At 43.2% G+C, this 17,279-nt stretch carries 18 protein-coding genes; all 18 read left to right on the plus strand.

Going from position 1 to position 17,279, the window contains the following annotated elements:
• The first annotated feature begins 1 nt into the window (after position 1).
• The 18 genes from QNH28_RS08045 (at position 2) to QNH28_RS08130 (ending at position 17,265) form a co-directional block, all read left to right on the plus strand.
• A complete protein-coding gene (locus tag QNH28_RS08045) occupies positions 2 to 988 on the plus strand; it encodes an RluA family pseudouridine synthase (RefSeq protein ID WP_283910912.1) in 987 nt (328 codons plus the stop codon).
• Positions 989 to 1,181: 193 nt separating this feature from the next.
• Complete coding sequence (locus tag QNH28_RS08050) at positions 1,182 to 1,547, plus strand: arsenate reductase family protein (protein WP_283910913.1); 366 nt, start codon at positions 1,182 to 1,184, stop codon at positions 1,545 to 1,547.
• A gap of 60 nt (positions 1,548 to 1,607) precedes the next feature.
• Entirely contained in the window at positions 1,608 to 2,507 is a 900-nt protein-coding gene (locus QNH28_RS08055; protein ID WP_283912084.1) for a 5'-3' exonuclease, read from the plus strand.
• Between the two features lie 225 nt (positions 2,508 to 2,732).
• Entirely contained in the window at positions 2,733 to 4,094 is a 1,362-nt protein-coding gene (locus QNH28_RS08060) for a nucleotide-binding protein (RefSeq protein WP_283910914.1), read from the plus strand.
• A complete protein-coding gene (locus QNH28_RS08065) occupies positions 4,094 to 4,975 on the plus strand; it encodes a hypothetical protein (RefSeq protein ID WP_283910915.1) in 882 nt (293 codons plus the stop codon). Before QNH28_RS08060 ends, QNH28_RS08065 begins: the two co-directional genes overlap by 1 nt.
• Positions 4,954 to 5,781 carry a CpaE/TadZ family protein gene (locus QNH28_RS08070; RefSeq protein WP_283910916.1) on the plus strand — a complete coding sequence of 276 codons (828 nt, stop codon included), beginning with the start codon at positions 4,954 to 4,956 and terminating at the stop codon, positions 5,779 to 5,781. Before QNH28_RS08065 ends, QNH28_RS08070 begins: the two co-directional genes overlap by 22 nt.
• A gap of 13 nt (positions 5,782 to 5,794) precedes the next feature.
• Complete coding sequence (locus QNH28_RS08075) at positions 5,795 to 7,267, plus strand: ATPase, T2SS/T4P/T4SS family (RefSeq protein WP_283910917.1); 1,473 nt, start codon at positions 5,795 to 5,797, stop codon at positions 7,265 to 7,267.
• Positions 7,245 to 8,228 (plus strand): hypothetical protein, encoded by a 984-nt coding sequence (locus QNH28_RS08080; protein ID WP_283910918.1) that lies wholly within the window; start codon positions 7,245 to 7,247, stop codon positions 8,226 to 8,228. The genes QNH28_RS08075 and QNH28_RS08080 overlap by 23 nt, the downstream gene beginning before the upstream one ends.
• Positions 8,225 to 9,106, plus strand: coding sequence for a hypothetical protein (locus QNH28_RS08085; protein WP_283910919.1), 882 nt, complete (start codon positions 8,225 to 8,227; stop codon positions 9,104 to 9,106). The genes QNH28_RS08080 and QNH28_RS08085 overlap by 4 nt, the downstream gene beginning before the upstream one ends.
• Before the next feature lie 29 nt (positions 9,107 to 9,135).
• Positions 9,136 to 9,330 carry a hypothetical protein gene (locus QNH28_RS08090; protein WP_076281079.1) on the plus strand — a complete coding sequence of 65 codons (195 nt, stop codon included), beginning with the start codon at positions 9,136 to 9,138 and terminating at the stop codon, positions 9,328 to 9,330.
• 17 nt (positions 9,331 to 9,347) lie between these two features.
• Positions 9,348 to 9,830 carry a hypothetical protein gene (locus QNH28_RS08095; protein WP_283910920.1) on the plus strand — a complete coding sequence of 161 codons (483 nt, stop codon included), beginning with the start codon at positions 9,348 to 9,350 and terminating at the stop codon, positions 9,828 to 9,830.
• Positions 9,831 to 9,844: 14 nt separating this feature from the next.
• Positions 9,845 to 10,342, plus strand: a complete 498-nt coding sequence (locus QNH28_RS08100; protein WP_283910921.1) for a hypothetical protein — start codon at positions 9,845 to 9,847, stop codon at positions 10,340 to 10,342.
• Positions 10,342 to 10,590: an EsaB/YukD family protein gene (locus QNH28_RS08105; protein ID WP_283910922.1), complete on the plus strand. Its 249-nt coding sequence runs from the start codon at positions 10,342 to 10,344 to the stop codon at positions 10,588 to 10,590. The genes QNH28_RS08100 and QNH28_RS08105 overlap by 1 nt, the downstream gene beginning before the upstream one ends.
• 14 nt (positions 10,591 to 10,604) lie before the next feature.
• Complete coding sequence (locus QNH28_RS08110; RefSeq protein ID WP_283910923.1) at positions 10,605 to 11,447, plus strand: DUF5050 domain-containing protein; 843 nt, start codon at positions 10,605 to 10,607, stop codon at positions 11,445 to 11,447.
• Complete coding sequence (gene essC, locus QNH28_RS08115; RefSeq protein WP_283910924.1) at positions 11,437 to 15,321, plus strand: type VII secretion protein EssC; 3,885 nt, start codon at positions 11,437 to 11,439, stop codon at positions 15,319 to 15,321. The genes QNH28_RS08110 and essC overlap by 11 nt, the downstream gene beginning before the upstream one ends.
• Before the next feature lie 16 nt (positions 15,322 to 15,337).
• Positions 15,338 to 15,685 (plus strand): WXG100 family type VII secretion target, encoded by a 348-nt coding sequence (locus QNH28_RS08120; RefSeq protein WP_283910925.1) that lies wholly within the window; start codon positions 15,338 to 15,340, stop codon positions 15,683 to 15,685.
• A gap of 45 nt (positions 15,686 to 15,730) precedes the next feature.
• Positions 15,731 to 16,030 carry a WXG100 family type VII secretion target gene (locus tag QNH28_RS08125; RefSeq protein WP_283910926.1) on the plus strand — a complete coding sequence of 100 codons (300 nt, stop codon included), beginning with the start codon at positions 15,731 to 15,733 and terminating at the stop codon, positions 16,028 to 16,030.
• A gap of 95 nt (positions 16,031 to 16,125) precedes the next feature.
• Positions 16,126 to 17,265 carry an alpha/beta hydrolase family protein gene (locus tag QNH28_RS08130; protein ID WP_283910927.1) on the plus strand — a complete coding sequence of 380 codons (1,140 nt, stop codon included), beginning with the start codon at positions 16,126 to 16,128 and terminating at the stop codon, positions 17,263 to 17,265.
• Positions 17,266 to 17,279: the final 14 nt, after the last annotated feature.

The following is a 17,279-nucleotide window of genomic DNA, read 5'->3' on the forward strand; positions in this document are numbered from 1 at the left end:
TATGACAAGCTACTATTCACCTATTACTTACATCATACCACCCGAAGAGGATGACTGGCTCTTGAAGACGATCCTGCATAAACGGATGGATGTCTCTCGCAAGCTGCTGTCCCGACTGAAACAGACGGAGCAAGGCATCACATTAAATGGAGAGAGAGTCTACATTAGTGTGCATGTTAAAGCAGGAGATACCGTGCAGATTCGCATGGAAACGGAGACTTCGGATGATATTTTACCGCAACCGATTCCCTTTGAAATTCTATTTGAAGATGAACATCTGCTAGTGGTTAACAAGGCAGCAGGAATCATCGTCCATCCCACCCATGGGCATTACACTGACACGCTTGCTAACGGCGTGGTTCATTACTGGGCGCAGAAGAATGAACGCTTCCGCTTCCGACCTGTTCACCGTCTGGATCAGGAAACCTCCGGTGTATTAGTCATCGCTAAGAATCCTTACAGTCATCAGCACATCTCCGAGCAGATGATCGCTGGTACTGTAGATAAGCGTTACGCTGCATTTGTTCACGGGGTTCCTTCGGAGCCGTCCGGCGATATAGACGGACCTATCGACCGTGACCCTGAGGAGCCGCATCGGCGTATCGTGACCCCGGATGGATATCCTTCACTGACTCGATATGAGGTTAAGCAGGTGTATTCAGCCGGCTCCAAAGTTGAACTTAAGCTGGAGAGTGGACGTACCCATCAGATTCGAGTTCATATGACCTCTATCGGCTGTCCACTGATTGGTGACAGCATGTATCGTCATGAGCTGTACAATTATCTGGAAATGACTTCAACGCAGAGTGAGCAGTTGAAGTCCGTTACAGCACTAGATGCATCCATTCCGCGTCAAGCACTGCACGCGGTGCGTCTGACGTTCAAGCACCCGGTGTTGCTGCAGGAAATGATCTTTGAAGCCCCATTGCCGGCTGACATGGTAGCCTTGGAGAAAATATTGGAGCAAGGCCCTATAGCGAATTTGTGATAAAATTATGATTCAGGCGATAGAGTGGCGAAGGGGAAGTTTGGAACTGTAGGAGCGATAGCGACCGCCTTTGTCTGCGGATTTCAACCGTGTTTAACGGTAAAATTGAAGAAATCTGTAGACAACAGCGGCCGGAAGTCCAAACATTCCCCGTAGTTACGATATTATTAGCCCATTATTAAAGGAGCACAACATGAGCAAACTAAAAGTATATCAATATCCAAAATGCAGCACCTGCCGCAGCGCAGTGAAATGGCTACAAGGACAAGGTCATGAGTTGGAGCTTCAGAACATTGCAGAGCAGCCACCGACCGTGGACGAGCTGCGTGAACTGCTGGCGAACAGCGGACTTGAGCTGAAGAAGTTTTTTAATACAAGCGGGGAAGTATATAAAGCATTAAGTCTGAAGGACAAAATGGCACAGCTTAGTGAACTGGAGAAGCTAGTGCTACTCTCAAGCCACGGGATGCTGATCAAACGTCCAATTGTTACAGATGGCGTTAAAGTTACGGTAGGATTCAAAGAAGACCAATATGCCGATACTTGGACTAGTATTTAATATCAATAGAAAGATTAAGGGAGAGGTTTATAAGTGAGAACAGAAACAACGGGCCGTGTAATGCTTGTAGATGGAATGGCTCTGCTGTTCCGGGCCTTTTATGCGACCTCTTATGGAGGATATATTCGCAAGACAAAAGCTGGATTACCGACGAACGCAGTGTACGGTTTTTTACAGTATTTTTTCGATGCAGTAAGCACGTTTGAGCCTTCTCATGTCGTGTGCTGCTGGGATATGGGTAAAGGAACGTTCCGCACCGAGAAATATGATGGATACAAATCCAACCGGATCGAGGCTCCGCTGGAGTTAATTCCACAGTTCGATCTAGTAAAAGATGTAGTAGCTGAGCTTGGAGTGCCGAATATCGGACTTGCCGGCTACGAAGCGGATGATTGCATTGGTACGCTAGCTTCTTGTTACAGTGAAAATTCTGAGGTGTATATTTTGACGGGTGATCATGATATGCTTCAGCTCATTGATGAGAATGTTAAGGTCGTCATTATGAAAAAGGGTCGCTCTAACTATAAAGTGTATGACCTTGCAGAGTTGCTGGAGGAAAAGGGTCTAACCCCTAGACAGGTGATTGACCTGAAGGGCTTCATGGGCGATACCAGTGACAACTATCCAGGTGTTAAAGGGATTGGTGAGAAAACTGCACTGAAGCTGCTGACCGAATACGATACAGTTGAAGGTGTTATTGAGAATCTGCATCTGCTTCCTAAAGGTGTGCGTACCAAAATCGAAGCAGATCTGGATATGCTGCATTTATCGCGAGAGCTAGCTGAAATTCGATGCGATGTGCCGGTGGTCTGCGAGCTGACGGATGCCTTGTGGCAACTACAACGGGAAACAGCTGCACGCAAATTTCAAGAGTTAGAGTTCGGCAGCTTGATGCATTTGATTGCTGAGGTGCAGGACGAACGGGGAATTGTACAGATTGAGTTAGGCGATTTGGGTTAAGTAGGAGAACGGTTCTCTTTTGATAAAAATAAGAATAAACATATGGGCAGGTCGAGGTTATCATCCTTGGCCTGCTTTTTTTGTTGTCGAATACATGTGGGAATTTATCAATATATGTCTTTTTTTGACTAAATTACAAATTAAGGTTTCTAATCCTGAATATCGGTTTAATGAGATTTCAAAGGAAATGGATAGGGATTATTTTCCATAGTAGGTGATGATGAGATGAAGATCCTTTTGGTCACGCACAAGTTTCAGAAGATATTAGCAGAGTATTGCACGCGAACCGTAGACGTAGTGAATGAATCCGAATTAGTACTCGGAGGCACATTGGAATTTTTGCAGAACATTAATCCCTCAGTAGACAGCATATTAATAACGGATGATGCCTTATCTCTGAGGATGGAACAGAACAGGAGTGATTTAAACGACCTAATCCATTGGCTGGTAGCTAATCAAAAGTCAAATGTAAAGATTCTAATCCTTACCAGGTACATAAGGAATGATACAGAACTCAAGAACCTCAGCTATAGATATCCGAATCTTCAAGTTAAGAATTACGAATACATACGCATTACATCAGTACTATTTCGTGAAGCTCTAGAGCATTTATCCGATACTAAACACCAATTGAAACAACCATCAAAACCTCACGAAGATAAGAGTAATCCAAGGAATACGGACAAAAAAGGGTCGTTTCTGGATCGGTTTAAACCGAAGCCGAAAGCTCCACCTGAATTACAGGCCACGGATAACCTTACAAGGGAGCTTGATAGGGTTAGCCGAGGGATTAGTCGTATTGTTGCGATAACCGGTCATAGCGGATGCGGAATAACAAGCACGACGATCAACGTCGCAAGTGAAGCAAGTAAACGTGGTCTGAATGTATTGATCGTGGACATGGATATCGAATATCGAAGTACGAATATGTATTTCAGCAGCTTTCATGAACGTACCAAGCGGGATGAAGATATAAATGCATCTCTCATCCGAACGTTAGCAAGACCTCAGGATTATTTAACTACGGCTTTTCATTTAAAAGAAAATCTATGGATGGCTGGACTGGGTTACAGCTTTTCCGATCCGAAGTTGATTGAGCAATTTTATACCAGTTCTAAACTTGTTGGTCTGTTGTCCTTACTCCGGAACAAATTTAATTTAATTCTATTGGATCTGCCATTGAACTTATTGGATAGATTTCGAGAAGCCTTAATTCATATCGACAGCTTTGGCCTGTGTATTCCCAATAATCTATACGCTGTATTAAGCACTTTGAAGAATGTGGAAGAGACACTGAATAAGGAAAATACGGCCTATTTGAATGCGAAGTCAAAAGTAATTGTCACTAAATATAACGACCGTTCCAGATTTCAAGGTGATATTTTCATTCCAGACAAGGTAAGTGCAGTTACGTCATCCGGCCTATTAGAAAGCTTTACATACGAAATGAAAGTAGCAGGTCATATCTCTTATGACACGGATTTTGACACTCAGATCGAAACAGATGTGCCACTCGTATATTCAAACAGAGACCATGAGCGGGCTTACGGAAATATACTTCTTAGATTACTGGAGGGGAGTAGTTAATGGATTTAAGTGGACTTAAGAATGCGACACCCAATAAGCAAATGTTCAAGCGGGTTGCAGCATTGCTCTTTAGTATATTGATCATCGTGGTTTCTTATATGTTCATTACGAAAGCCAGCAAAGATGCCAGCGATGTGGTAGAGGTGCTGCGAGTGAAGCCGAGTGATGGTATTCCGGCTTACGTAGTCATTACGGAACCTATGATTGAGAAATACAATATTATCAAAAAAGAATACACGGAGGATATGTTGTTATCTGAAGATGTTGAGTCGGTAAAAGGTAAACTTTCCGCTTACTATCTTCGAGGGAACAGCGTGCTTTACAAAGATCAGTTACTGGATGAGAAACCGCAAAAAAATGAATGGCTGTATCAAGTAAATGAGGAAAATGAGGTGTTGACGCTTCCTTATAATTTTTTGGAAGTTGGCGGCGATATTCTGATGCCAGGAGACCGTGTTCGTATCCGTGTGTCCTATGAGGTAGAGCAGAAGGATGCCGCGGGTGGTAATCCAAATGCTATTTATTCCGAGTCCACGAATACGATCAAAAAAACTGAAGTATTGTTTGAAAGCATTGTTGTGAAGGATATGCTCAACGCAAGCAGCCATTCCATCTACGAAGTATATAAAGAAGTGCAGAAGCTGGATGAGGATAAGAAGCAGAATGTCATGAAGAGCAAGGATTTCTTGAAGAATATTCAACCTAAAGCATTGCTCCTAGAGGGCACGAGTGCACAGATTAACAATTATGCCAAATACAAAGGACTAAATGGAAATTCATTTCTGATTACCATACTGAGCAGAAAAAGTAGTGATGTCATCATTGACCAACTGCCTACTTTGGAGAAAGAGGTGGAATCGTGGATCGGAAAAGAGGATTAGGAATCGACAGCATTTTTCAGAAAATATCATCTAAGGATCTCGTCGGTGCCGAACTTCAAGAGAATAATCTGATTTATAGTGTAGTAGGTTTTATACCTGCTTGTGATGGTGTAGATAATGCCATGCTAATAAGCAACTTAGGCTATCTGTTATCTCAAAAAGGCCTGAATACTTGTGTGGTTGACCTTAAGGTGTTCTATCCGAACTTATATCAATTTCTAGATGTCCCTGCACACAAGAAGGGCCAAGGATTAATTAAGGTGTTAAAAAGCGACAAGGTAGATTTCCGAGATGAATTGCAGCAGACCAAATATGAGAAGCTGTTCCTGTTATCAGCTAGTCCACAGGATCTAATGGAGGAGTACTTTGACTTTGAGTTTGGGAATTTAGAGCGTGTAATTACTACACTTAAGCAGATGTTTGATATCGTGCTGATCGACATTCCCAACAACCCTCCATTGGAATTTTGTCTGGGTGCCATGAAGTATTGTCACATCGGATTCTTTACGGCAACAGAGAGGATGGAAGCTACGATAAATATGGTGAAGCTGCTGGACTATGCTAAATCGGTTGGAATAAGTACGGCCAAGTTCACTAGTGTGGTGATGATGAATATTCAGCATATTGAATTTGATTATAAGGTTATGAAGGACATGGGTTTTAACATAGTTTCTGTACTGCCGCTTGTGAAGGATGCCGTAGTTCGTGCACATGAGGGCAGGCTGTACATAAAAGATAACCCCCTAATCAATAAATATTTCAAAAAAGAGATCCAAAAGCTGGCCGATCGGTTGGCGGATCAGTAAAGGGGAGAGCGACTTGCTGACACGTGCGAAAATTAGCGATATGCAGCAAAAGGTACTACATCAGGTAGGGCCGAAGGAGAACATGGAGGATCTGGCTAGTAAATATACGACCATAAGCTTTGATGAGGCTTTGGAGCTATGCCAAAAATATATTACGAAAATAACGACACATGCGTATAGGCGAGAAAACGACCCTGTTCGAAAACGTGAAATGACGAAGGCATACATAAATGAATTTGTAGACGCGCAGAAACCTTCTGTCGAGGGGTTTTATGACCTAGCAGAGTTGAAGAACGCACTTACCAATGAAATCACTCACTATGGTCCCATTACCAAGGCTATGGAGGACCCGAGTATAGATGAAATTAGAGCCAACGGCCCTGATCAAATCTTTGTGGAAAGTGGCGGAAGAAGCCTGCAATGGGATCAACATTTTACAGATCGTGATCATATGGAACGGATTATCGCCAAGCTTATAGGTATCTCCAAGGTTCGGCTGATTCCAAAGATACCAATGGTAAATGCCAGAACAATTGAGGGGTATCGTGTGAATGCTACTCATGCTGAAATCTCCCCTTATGATCAACCCGCGTTTGTGATCCGAAAGTTTAGCAAGAAGAGTATTGTTCCGAAAATGCTCATTAAGAATAAATCCTTCTCCTCCAACATGTATAAATTGTTGTCCTTGATCCCAAAATCGGACTTATCTTGGATTACGGTTGGTCCGACAGGAAGTGGAAAGACAACGCTAAATGAGATTCTTGTGAAGGAGATCAATCCTCTATCTAGGATTATTACTATTGAGAATCCTTCGGAGATGAGATTGATTCAAAGAGAAGATAACAGCGAACACGGTAGAGTGCTGAATGATGTGTTGCAATACGAGTCGGTCCCTGATGATGATGACTCAAGCCCAGCAACTATGGAAAATTTGCTTATTAATGCGATGAGACAGTCACCTCACTGGATCGGTCCAGGGGAGCTTCGGACACCCGGTGAATTCGCCACAGCGCTCCGAGCAGCACAGACGGGACACTATTTCTTTTCCACACTTCATGCGGAGGGAGATAAGGAAGCGATCTTCAGATTTCTAACGGCTTATCTAATGGCTTCTAATGAGCCAGCAGAACTTGCTCTACGAAATATTTGCAGTGCTGTGAAATTTGTAATCTTTCAAGAGAAACTGGCAGATGGAACTCGTAAAGTGACTTCAATTTCAGAAATTTTGGGCTCAGATGGCTTGAATCCGCTGATTAATCAAATCTATAGATTTGATTGTGATGACGTTATTGAAGAGATGATAGAGGGCAAGAAGACGCTCAAAATTGTCGGTAGACATTTACGTGTGGGAAAAATCTCGGAGAATGTACAGCAGTTAATGCTCAAGGCTGGAATTAAGAGAAGCAGGTTTGAGTTCTTTACCAAGGATCCGTTGGAGGGCGAAACAGAGGTGTACGAATTCGATGAATACAACTTTAATCATTAGTTTACTTCTAGGTATGGCTGCATTTGTACTCTTTAACGCTATCTTTGAGGTCAAGTTTTTTCAGGGGTCTGTAAGATATGTTCTCGACATTATGGATACCCTCGCAGAGTACCTTGGCAAGTATAACACGAAGCGTTATGTCGACCGGATCAAGAAGGAACGAATTGTCAGGCAGAAGGAAAATATTTATGCGAAATACAATCGAATGGTAGAGGGTCTAATTTTAGATTTTAATATGCCATTTACACTGGAGAGCTTTACCTCAATGCTTTGCATTTGTTTCGCGATTATAGCTCTGTTAGTGGTTCTGCTTATGAATAGCATTACGCTTTCGCTTGTGATCACGATTTCAATCTTTGTAGGCTTGTTTACTTTTTTCGTGATGCAGTCTAGAGCCATCCAAGCAGAACGGCTGGAAAATATAATGGATGCCGAGGATGTAATTTGTCCGTTAGCCCGCGAAGGTGTACTAGTAGCCATTAAGAAGGTGATGGAGAGCGATGAATATATCAGTCCTAACCTTAGGCCCTATTTCCAGCAGTTTATAGATAATTGTGATAACAACGGCTATTCCTTTAAGCAAGCTATTACGCTGTTAAATAGACAGCTTGGTCCTAAATTTGATAATTTCACGAAAAAAGCAGTGGTCTTCGAATATAACGAAAGAAAAGGAATGGCAGACATTTTTCTCGATATTGTAGATGAAAATGCTGTGCTGCGCGAGATTAACTCTAAAAAGGAACGGATTTTCCGAAAGATGAATCGTGACTTTATGTTTAAAACCGGAATCATCGTGCTCTTTTTCTTATATGCATTGACGGTAAAGGATTTTAGGGAATTTATGCTTGTAAGCAATGTCGGGAAATTGATCAACACGATACTGATTAGTGTCATTTGCTTGAGCTTTGCACGGAGTCAGGTGCTCCAAGGGAACGTCGGCATGGGTGGTGAGCGCAAATGATATTCCTAGTTAAGCTGATAGCCATGCTCTCCATCCTTTATTTGATAAAAATATTGTTATATCCCTTCTTCAAGCCAGTGAGCAGAAAACAAAAAAAACGTGCACGTCAATATATCAAGCAGCGTAAAAATGCGGCGTTAAAAGAAAAGTTCAACCAATATAAACGAAGAATTGCAATGAAATATGTTAAAGGGTTATTGGGGAGTGCTGAAAGGTTAAGATTCAAGAAAATCATCGACCGGCTTGATCTACAGAAGACTCCTGAGGAGATACGTACCGAGCAATTCATGTACACATTAAGTGCCATTGTGATCATGCTTTTGCTATGGAAGGTCAACATTCTACTCGGCTGTGTCTCTGCCATTTTCATCATGCTGGGCTGGCTCTACCCCGTAGTGGAGCTGGAGAAAATCATCGATAAGAAAAATAAAAATATATCCCTGGATTTCCCAGCCTTCTATAGTATGGTCTATTACCAGTATATAAAATCGGTCAATATTCATTTCTCGGATGTGCTTAAGGATTACATTCCAAGTGCCAATTCTGATATTGCTGAGGAGCTTGGCGTAATGCTGGACAATATTGAATACGGAGAGGAATTCGCTTTTAAGCAGCTAAAGAAACGGATTCCAATGCATTACGTGATCAAGTTTTGCGACATTATGGAGACCAGACTTAAAGGGTACGACAATGTGTCTCAGATGGCTTATCTCAAGAATGAATTAGATGGGTTCAGAATCAGAGCATTGGAAGAAGAGCTTGAAAGTAAGCAGCGTAGCAGTGCTAGAATCCAATTTCTACTTATTATAGTGTTGGCCATTTATATCGTTATGTACTATCTATTTACCATTCTTAGTTCTATGAAGATGTTTCAATAAGCCAATTTTATTTATAGGGGGATACACGAATGAAAACAGATCTAAAGGAATTGCTAGTGGAGGAAAAAGGGGAAGTGGGCATTAAGCAAATTGCGATTACGGTCGGCGTTATTATATTAATTGGTGTGGTAGTCACTTATTTAAAGGGCGGAGTACTGGCAGGATGGGTTGACGATATCTGGACATTTTTATTCGATGATTTGATCAAAAAGATGGTTAGCTAATTTGGGGTGAAATCATAATGCAAGGGATAGCAAAGGCAGTCCTACTTACCATCCTGACCTCGGTTACGATTTTGCTGTTTGTGAATTTGGCTTTCTTTTTTCCATGGTATTTAACACTAGTCACGGAGACGTATAGTGTCTCGCAGATAGTAGCTGGAGATAACTACTTGAAGGAATCGTATTATGAGGATGCGCTGGAGAGATTACAGGAACGCCCTATTTACCGGGATAAAGCTGATGATATTGCCATTACGGTCACGAATGCAGATCAAGATAATGCGATTGGAAATGATGATGAAACCTCTTATTACGATGAATGGAATGAATTGAATAAACCGTATCGGCAAAGAGGTGAACCGCTTACGGTCGAGATTAAAGCCGTATATCCTTTCTCTATTACTTTATGGGGAAAGAAGCTGGAGCGTGAAATTCCGGTCCACTTCTCCATGTCAACGACAGGCCTGAAACATTATAAGGATCTGGACTACTATATAGATTGATAGGATGACTTTGGGTGAAAAATATTGCAATAGGGATATTGTTGATCATTCTAGTGTCAATTGTTGTGGAGCCCTTGGTGGAGATGGGCATTGTATTTAGAGAGAAGGTAGTGCTGAGCACTGCGATCTCTAATGCATGCCGGGCAGCCAAGGATCGAAGCTTGGAATATGAGCTGCTTCGCGGATTAGATGCAAAAATTAACGTGGAGAGGTTCAAGGAATACTTCTCTGATGCGTTCGAAAGTGCCATGAATGTATCGGAACAGACCGATGATGGCAATACGCTTACCTTTACATCCAATGATGGTAGATACAATGATTTTACGGTAAGTTTAGATTTTTCTAACGAGGAGAACAACCAAACCGGTCAATGGGTATCAGAAGTAGATGTGAAAGCACAAGCGACATACAAATTTAAAACCAGATATTTGAAGCTCGCTGAAGAAGCAGAAAAAGATGTGGATTATCAGTTAATTAGCGAGAGGAAATATATTTTGTCCGTTAAGAATTGATGAAAGGAATAATCGGAATGGACTATATCATGGTTACTTTTCAGACGGATACAGCTCTAAGAATGGACCTAAAAGTTCCAGTGTTTGTGACTATAGAAGAACTGCTAGGCATGCTGATAGAATCCCTGAACTTAAAGGGGAGACATGAGGCCAAGCTTCAGGCCGAGCCGTTAGGCAGAATATTAAGTAATAGTAAAACCTTGGATCAAGAAGGTGTAGCCCATGGCGCACTGCTCACACTTATCTGAGAAGGGGCAATGAAATGAATGGTAACCTGCAGAATGGCGGATTAATACTGAAAGCTGGAGAATCGCTCTTTATTACGGATATTAAGAACTATTCAGGAACCTATTCCTTGGACAGAGCGAATGATCAAGCTGTGCCTATTCATTACGAGGGTTTGTTCTGGTTTATGAACGAGGCTGGCAATTTCCTTTATTACAGTGATCAGTTAAAGGGGAACGTGCTCTGTAAGCTTGATATTGTGAAGCAATCTTCAGAAGTATTGTTAGATAAACCTTGTTATCTGCTTCAACGACATGAGGATTGGATCTACTATATCCATGAGGAGGATCATCGATTGTATCGCTGTGCTACCAATAGCAAACGCGATATGCAGCTGATTGATGAGCATGTGGAAAGCTTTCTTTTGTATGAAGGGCAAATCTACTATGCTACGCCAAGTGGGATTAAGAGAAGTACAGAATCCGGTGAGGATATTGAAAGGATTAGTGAATTGGCTACAAGTTCACTGATTCGAATAGGAAGTAAGCTGTGTTTTCCAGATCCTCAGAATAGACATCGCTTGACGTTACTTGATGTGGAGAGTCATACGTTAACAATGGTAGATAACATGGATGCCCTTAGTATCAGCACTGATGGCAGATATATTTATTGTGCCAACCGATTAAATGAAGGCAGTATATATCGAGTGGACCCAGTGCATGGGGGGAGTATTCGGATATGTGGAGAGAATGCTGATTTCTTGCATGTTCTGGACAATGACCTTTATTTTTGCAGCGGTCGAGAATGGCATCGACTCTCTCTACTTGGGGGAGAAGCCGAGACAATAACCTATACAGGAAGGTATAGCCATGAATTATGAATTCAGTCGCCAGCCCCGTTTCCTACCAGACATGCCTCGGGGAGAAATTGATGTTCCTAATCCACCCATGATTAACGAAAAGCCGGAAATCTCTTGGTTCGGAATATTACTCCCGCCTATCGTGATGTTGATTATTACCGTATTAATTGCAATGACTTCACAGTCCCTCTATTTACTGATCTCGGTTGCGACTACAGTGATGACTCTAATCGGCTCTCTTACAGGTGCGATAACGCAGATAAGAAAATATAAACGGAAAAAGAAGGAACGAGAAGAGAAATATCTTCAGTTTATTACCGATGTGCGCAGTGAATTATCAATAGCCCGCGAACAGCAGGTAAGAGCCATGAATGAAATGAGCCCGGAGCCAGCGGAATGTGTGCAGAGAATTTTGCGGAAAGATAACAAGCTATGGGAAAAAACGCCTTCCCATAATGATTTCCTGGCTCTGAGGATTGGGGTGGGTAGTGCACCGCTGGCGCTACACATCAAATACACCAAACAGGCGATCATCCTTGAAACGGACCCGCTCTTGATGGAGCCGCAGAGATTGGCTATGGAATTCGAGAAGGTCTCGAACGTTCCCATAACGGTTAATCTAGTGACTACTGAAATATGTGGGATTGCCGGGGAAAGAGATAAAACAGCCGAGCTTATAAAGCTGATGCTGCTACAGCTTGTGACTCATCATGGGTACGACGATGTCAGGGTCATTGTTCTTGCCGCAGAGGAAGAGCTAGAGAAATGGGATTGGCTGAAATTTGTACCCCATCTATGGGATGACGGCTTCAATATCAGATTTCTTTTATGTGGTAAAGCCATTGCCCATCAGACCTTGTCCGAGATTTATGGCGCTTTGAAGGAGAGAGAGATGAGGTCTTTGAGCGGTGGGGGATTGCCACATTATCTCTTTATTGTAGAAGATGCTTTCTTGCTAGAAAATGAGCTAATCAGTAAATATTTGTACAACGGCAGTGCACAGCTTGGGGTATCGACCCTTTTTATTGCCAAGAATTCCGCATATTTGCCCATGAACTGTAAAACCGTTATTCATTTGAATGGTAAAAGCGGTGAAATGGCCGATCGATTAACCGGAGAGAAGATTGTGTTTACACCGGACCAGGCAGATATAAAAGACTTGGATCTGGTGGCGAGAAAGCTTGCGCCGCTGCGTATCAAAAATTCAAGCGCTAACTTCTCGCTCCCGTCCTCCATCACGTTAATGGATATGCTGCAGACCGAAAAGGTATCCGAAGTGAATGTAATCCTTAACTGGACTCGTAACAAAACCTATATGGGTATGAGCGTGCCCATTGGGGTAAGAGCAGGCGGTGAAGCCTTACACCTGGATATGCATGAGACCGGATTTGGTCCCCATGGTCTTGTAGCCGGGACGACCGGTTCTGGAAAAAGTGAGTTGCTGCAGAGCATTATCGTATCCCAAGCGGCTCATTATCACCCCCATGATATCGCTTTTGTCCTTATCGATTACAAAGGGGGAGGTATGGCAGATGTATTCAAGGGAATGCCTCATCTGGTCGGAACCATTACAAATCTAGACGGGAATCAAACGACGAGAGCCCTGCTGTCTATCAAAAGTGAGCTCATGCGGCGGCAACGTGTTTTCTCAGAATATGGCGTGAACAATATTGATAAATACCAGAAATTATTTTATAGCAAAAATGTAAAAGGCAATATGCCGGCTATTCCCCACTTGATTATGATTGCGGATGAGTTCGCGGAGCTTAAGCAGGATCAACCGGATTTCATGAAGGAGCTTGTAAGTACGGCCCGGGTAGGTCGAAGCCTTGGCGTCCATTTGATTCTTGCCACCCAGAAGCCTGCCGGCGTAGTGGATGACCAGATATGGAGTAACTCGAAGTTCAAAATTTGTCTGAAAGTACAGGATGAAGCGGACAGTAAGGATGTTATTAAGCGTCCTGATGCCGCCATGATTAAGGAACCGGGGCGGGCGTATATACAGGTCGGGAATGATGAGATCTTTGAATTGTTCCAGTCTGCTTATTCCGGTGCTGATTATGATCCCAAAGGAGAGCTGCAGAAACAGGAGAACAAGCCCAAACGAATCTACAAGGTAGCTCTGAATGGTAGAAGCGAGCAGATCTTCCCGCTGGAGGAAGAGAAAATCGCCAAAAACGAGTCGGCCTCCCAGCTCCATGCCATGGTTGAATACATTGCGGAGACCGCCAAGCAATATGGGATTTCTCCATTGAAAGGACCTTGGCTACCGCCGCTGCCTGAAGTAGTCTACCTTGATTCATTGCTGGCGAATAGCTACGCAGATGGTAGCTGGCCGCAGCAACAGAGGCTGCTCAGTGTTCCAGTGGGGATCATGGATGATCCAAGAGGACAGAGACAGGAAGCGCTGGAGATTGATTTTGCATCTGAAGGGAATCTGTTTGTCTATGGAACGCCGGGTACAGGTAAAACTGTGTTCCTCAAAACGTTATGTATATCGATGGCCCTGATGTATCCGCCAGATGAGGTCAATATCTATCTTATGGATTTTGGGGGAAGCTCACTCAAAGCTATGGAGAAACTCCCTCATGTCGGCGGGGTAATGACACTGGAGCAAGAAGATAAGATTGACCAATTTATGCGTTTTCTGTTCAGGGTTATGGAGGAACGAAGAGCGTTGTTTGAAAATACCGGCAGTGAAGGATTCAGCGATTACCGTAGAAGTGGACGCAAACTGCCTGCATTTGTAGTCATGGTCGACAATTACTTCGCTTTATCGGAGACCTACGAAGAGTTTGACGCACAAATGGTGCTGCTGGCTAGGGAAGGCTTTAAATACGGCATTTATATGGTCGCCACAGCAACCAACAGTGCTTTGGTCAGATATAAATTTTCAGTTAACTTCAAGATGGCGATCAGCTTCCAGATGACGGAGAAGAGTGAATATGACAGTATTGTTGGACGAACGGAAGGCTTGGAACCCGCAAAGGTTACGGGCAGAGGATTAGTACGGGGCAAGCCGCCTCTTGAATTTCAGACATCGCTTCCTGAATATGAACGTACCACTACGGAGCTCATCTTGGAGAGAATGGAGGCTTTGAATCTTAGCGGAGCAATTCCAATTCCGGTGATGCCTTCTACGATTGACTTGAGGCAGCTCAATCATGATACAGAGCAACTGGCAATAGGCTTAGCCAACCATGATTTACAACCCGTCTTTATAGATCTTCTGGCAACACCGGTGCTGATGGTAGCTGGAGAAGCGATGTCAGGAAAAAGTACTTTACTCGTATCGTGGATGAAGCTGCTGAGTGATAAACAGGATCTTGAGGTGTATGCGCTGGATTCCTCCGCTATGGGGATTTATGAACTGATGCAGCAGCCATACGTAACGGATCTATCGAAGGTGGATGATCTGGATGACTTCATTGAAGGGATTAAGGAGCAATTGGAATCCAGGCGCAGTGAGCTTCTCTCTTGCAGAATGTCCGGTGGAGACGTTGGCGCATTGATGAAAAAGTGGAAGCAGATGATCTTCGTCATTGACCGCTTGAGTGAATTTACGAGTGGAGATATGTATATGCTGCATGAGCTGATTGAGCGAATTGTGAAGCAAGAAAAAGGCATCAAAGTGGCTGTCCTTGCGGCAGACAATACGAGTGATCTTACGTCTAATTGGGACTCCCTGGGCAAGACCATAAGGGAAGAACAGACTGGGATCCTGCTGGGCAGAATGAAAGAACAAAATCTGTACAATGTGACCTTACCTTACGGAACCCAGGAGAAAAATGGGGAACAAGGAGATGGTTATCTCATTGTGAAGAGCAAATACACCGGGTTAAGATGCGCCGTATGGAGCAAGGAGAATCGAGTTACGACGGGTATGGGAGTTTAGGGTGGAGGTGCAGCTAATGTCAGTTAGTCCATCAGAAATTAGGGGAATGGCTTCGCAGATTCATAGTCTAACCAATGATGTGAACAGTACTTCAAAGAAACTGCAAAGTGACTACACACAATCGGCCAGCTATTGGACCGGTACAGCTTCTAAGGCATTTCAAAGCGAATACAACGAGCTGGATAGCGAGATGAAGAGCCTGCTCAGAATGCTGGAAAGGCTGGAAAGCGGAGTCCAAAGAGTGGCTTCAGAAGTGAACCGTGCTGAACAGGAAAGAGAAGAGAAACGAAGACTGGCAGAGAAAGCGGCACAAGAGGCGCTGAAACAAAAGCAATTGGAAAAACAAAAGCAAAGCCAGAAGTAATGACAGGGGTGCGGAGCTGAAATGCTTTGAAGGGAGGTGAATATTGTGGCAGGAAACAATCTTACATTTAATCCGGATCAGGCACTAGGTGTAGCTAAGTCAATCAAGACCAAAGCAAGCAATGCAGATACACTTATCAAACAATTGCAATCTGAAATTCATGCCGTTAGCGGTTGGTGGCAAGGAGAATCACAGACTGCTTTTGTACAACAATTCGATGGACTTATGCCTAGCTTTAAGGAAATGGTTCTCTGTGTAGAAAATATCAGCAAAAACCTAACGCAAATTGCTAACATCAAGCAACAAGCTGAGCAAGAAATGGCAAGTAAACTGCGCGGAAAATAATGCTGGCATACATAACAAGGCGGATTTTGAACGATCTGCCTTGTTAGTATGATTTTAAGTAAGCATGAAGAGAATTTATATGGGGGGTTCTGTAAGTGAAGCTGACCGAACAACAATACATAACGCTGGCCTCAGTTGTAGAAGCAGCAGATGGCCTCGAACTGACGGATAGTCTGGCTTTTGCTGGTGCAGCAGCCTATGCCTATAAAAATGAGCATGATGATAGATTGATTATCTTTACATATAAAGGCAATGATTGGCTCGCTGATCTGCAGTCTCTGCTAAGCGGCCAGAGCAGCATGCCGGAGGAAGCATCAAGATTTTTATTAAAGAACAAAGGGGAGAGGGATTGCCTGGTTACTGGTTATTCCATGGGCGGAGCTTTAGCTCTTTATGCAGCATCGGTTAATGAGGGGATTAGCGGTGTAGTATTCGACGCACCGGGTATCGCAAACATTCTGTCCGCGGAGCAAAATGGCAAGCTTCAGGTTAAAAATATTGTGGCTTATAACAGTCTTGTATCCGCATTAGGCAAACATAACGAAGAGATTGTATTTGCTAAATCGGGTATAGAAGAAACGGAATTTTTGATTCCTGATTCGCTTTGGCAGCGCTATACTTTTGACTCCAAGGGGAATGTGATTACAGGTGAAAAAGGGAATGCTTATGCTTTGCTATCCAAGATTAATATCCTAACGGAAGAGCATACGCCTGTTTTTGATGCTGTTATGAGCGGATTTGGGGATACCGTCGGACTAACCGAACGTGCATCAGATCATTTGGGGTATGTGATATTTACTTTAATAGATCAGCTGGATGTAGGAAAAGTGCGAGGTGCACTGATTGAAATTGCCCACAAATATGAACGAATGTTGGATGCGAAGTTCAGCGAGTGGAGAACCGAAATGAATAATATCCCGGAAGCCTTCTTATTCGATGACATCCGTGCGAAGTTTGAACAATTATCCGAAGCAACCATGCTCGAGGCAGCGGAAACGGCGGAAGAGTTGAATGAAATCACGCAAGCTGTCTTATCCATCCTTCTGATTTGCAGTCCGGTAGGAGATAAGCTGTTGGACCACGTAGAAGAATGGTTGGATAAACTGACAAATGCCCTCATGGAACGTATGGAGAAACTAACCAACCAAATGACATTACACCTCGATAAGGTGGTTGAAACGAACATGAATCAAATGTTCAAATTTCCAGAGTTGAAGCTGGAATTTGAATTCTAATCGCTAACTGGAAT

This window comes from Paenibacillus sp. G2S3 (assembly GCF_030123105.1).
Classification (GTDB): domain Bacteria; phylum Bacillota; class Bacilli; order Paenibacillales; family Paenibacillaceae; genus Paenibacillus_AQ.

Bases quoted from the DNA above. Each gene is read 5' to 3' on its own strand.
- QNH28_RS08080 (WP_283910918.1), top strand. From the start codon at position 7,245: ATGAATACAACTTTAATCATTAGTTTACTTCTAGGTATGGCTGCATTT.
- QNH28_RS08090 (WP_076281079.1), top strand. From the start codon at position 9,136: ATGAAAACAGATCTAAAGGAATTGCTAGTGGAGGAAAAAGGGGAAGTG.
- QNH28_RS08095 (WP_283910920.1), top strand. From the start codon at position 9,348: ATGCAAGGGATAGCAAAGGCAGTCCTACTTACCATCCTGACCTCGGTT.
- QNH28_RS08105 (WP_283910922.1), top strand. From the start codon at position 10,342: ATGAAAGGAATAATCGGAATGGACTATATCATGGTTACTTTTCAGACG.
- QNH28_RS08085 (WP_283910919.1), top strand. From the start codon at position 8,225: ATGATATTCCTAGTTAAGCTGATAGCCATGCTCTCCATCCTTTATTTG.
- QNH28_RS08045 (WP_283910912.1), top strand. From the start codon at position 2: ATGACAAGCTACTATTCACCTATTACTTACATCATACCACCCGAAGAG.
- QNH28_RS08055 (WP_283912084.1), top strand. From the start codon at position 1,608: ATGCTTGTAGATGGAATGGCTCTGCTGTTCCGGGCCTTTTATGCGACC.
- QNH28_RS08060 (WP_283910914.1), top strand. From the start codon at position 2,733: ATGAAGATCCTTTTGGTCACGCACAAGTTTCAGAAGATATTAGCAGAG.
- QNH28_RS08065 (WP_283910915.1), top strand. From the start codon at position 4,094: ATGGATTTAAGTGGACTTAAGAATGCGACACCCAATAAGCAAATGTTC.
- QNH28_RS08110 (WP_283910923.1), top strand. From the start codon at position 10,605: ATGAATGGTAACCTGCAGAATGGCGGATTAATACTGAAAGCTGGAGAA.
- QNH28_RS08050 (WP_283910913.1), top strand. From the start codon at position 1,182: ATGAGCAAACTAAAAGTATATCAATATCCAAAATGCAGCACCTGCCGC.
- QNH28_RS08120 (WP_283910925.1), top strand. From the start codon at position 15,338: ATGTCAGTTAGTCCATCAGAAATTAGGGGAATGGCTTCGCAGATTCAT.
- essC (WP_283910924.1), top strand. From the start codon at position 11,437: ATGAATTATGAATTCAGTCGCCAGCCCCGTTTCCTACCAGACATGCCT.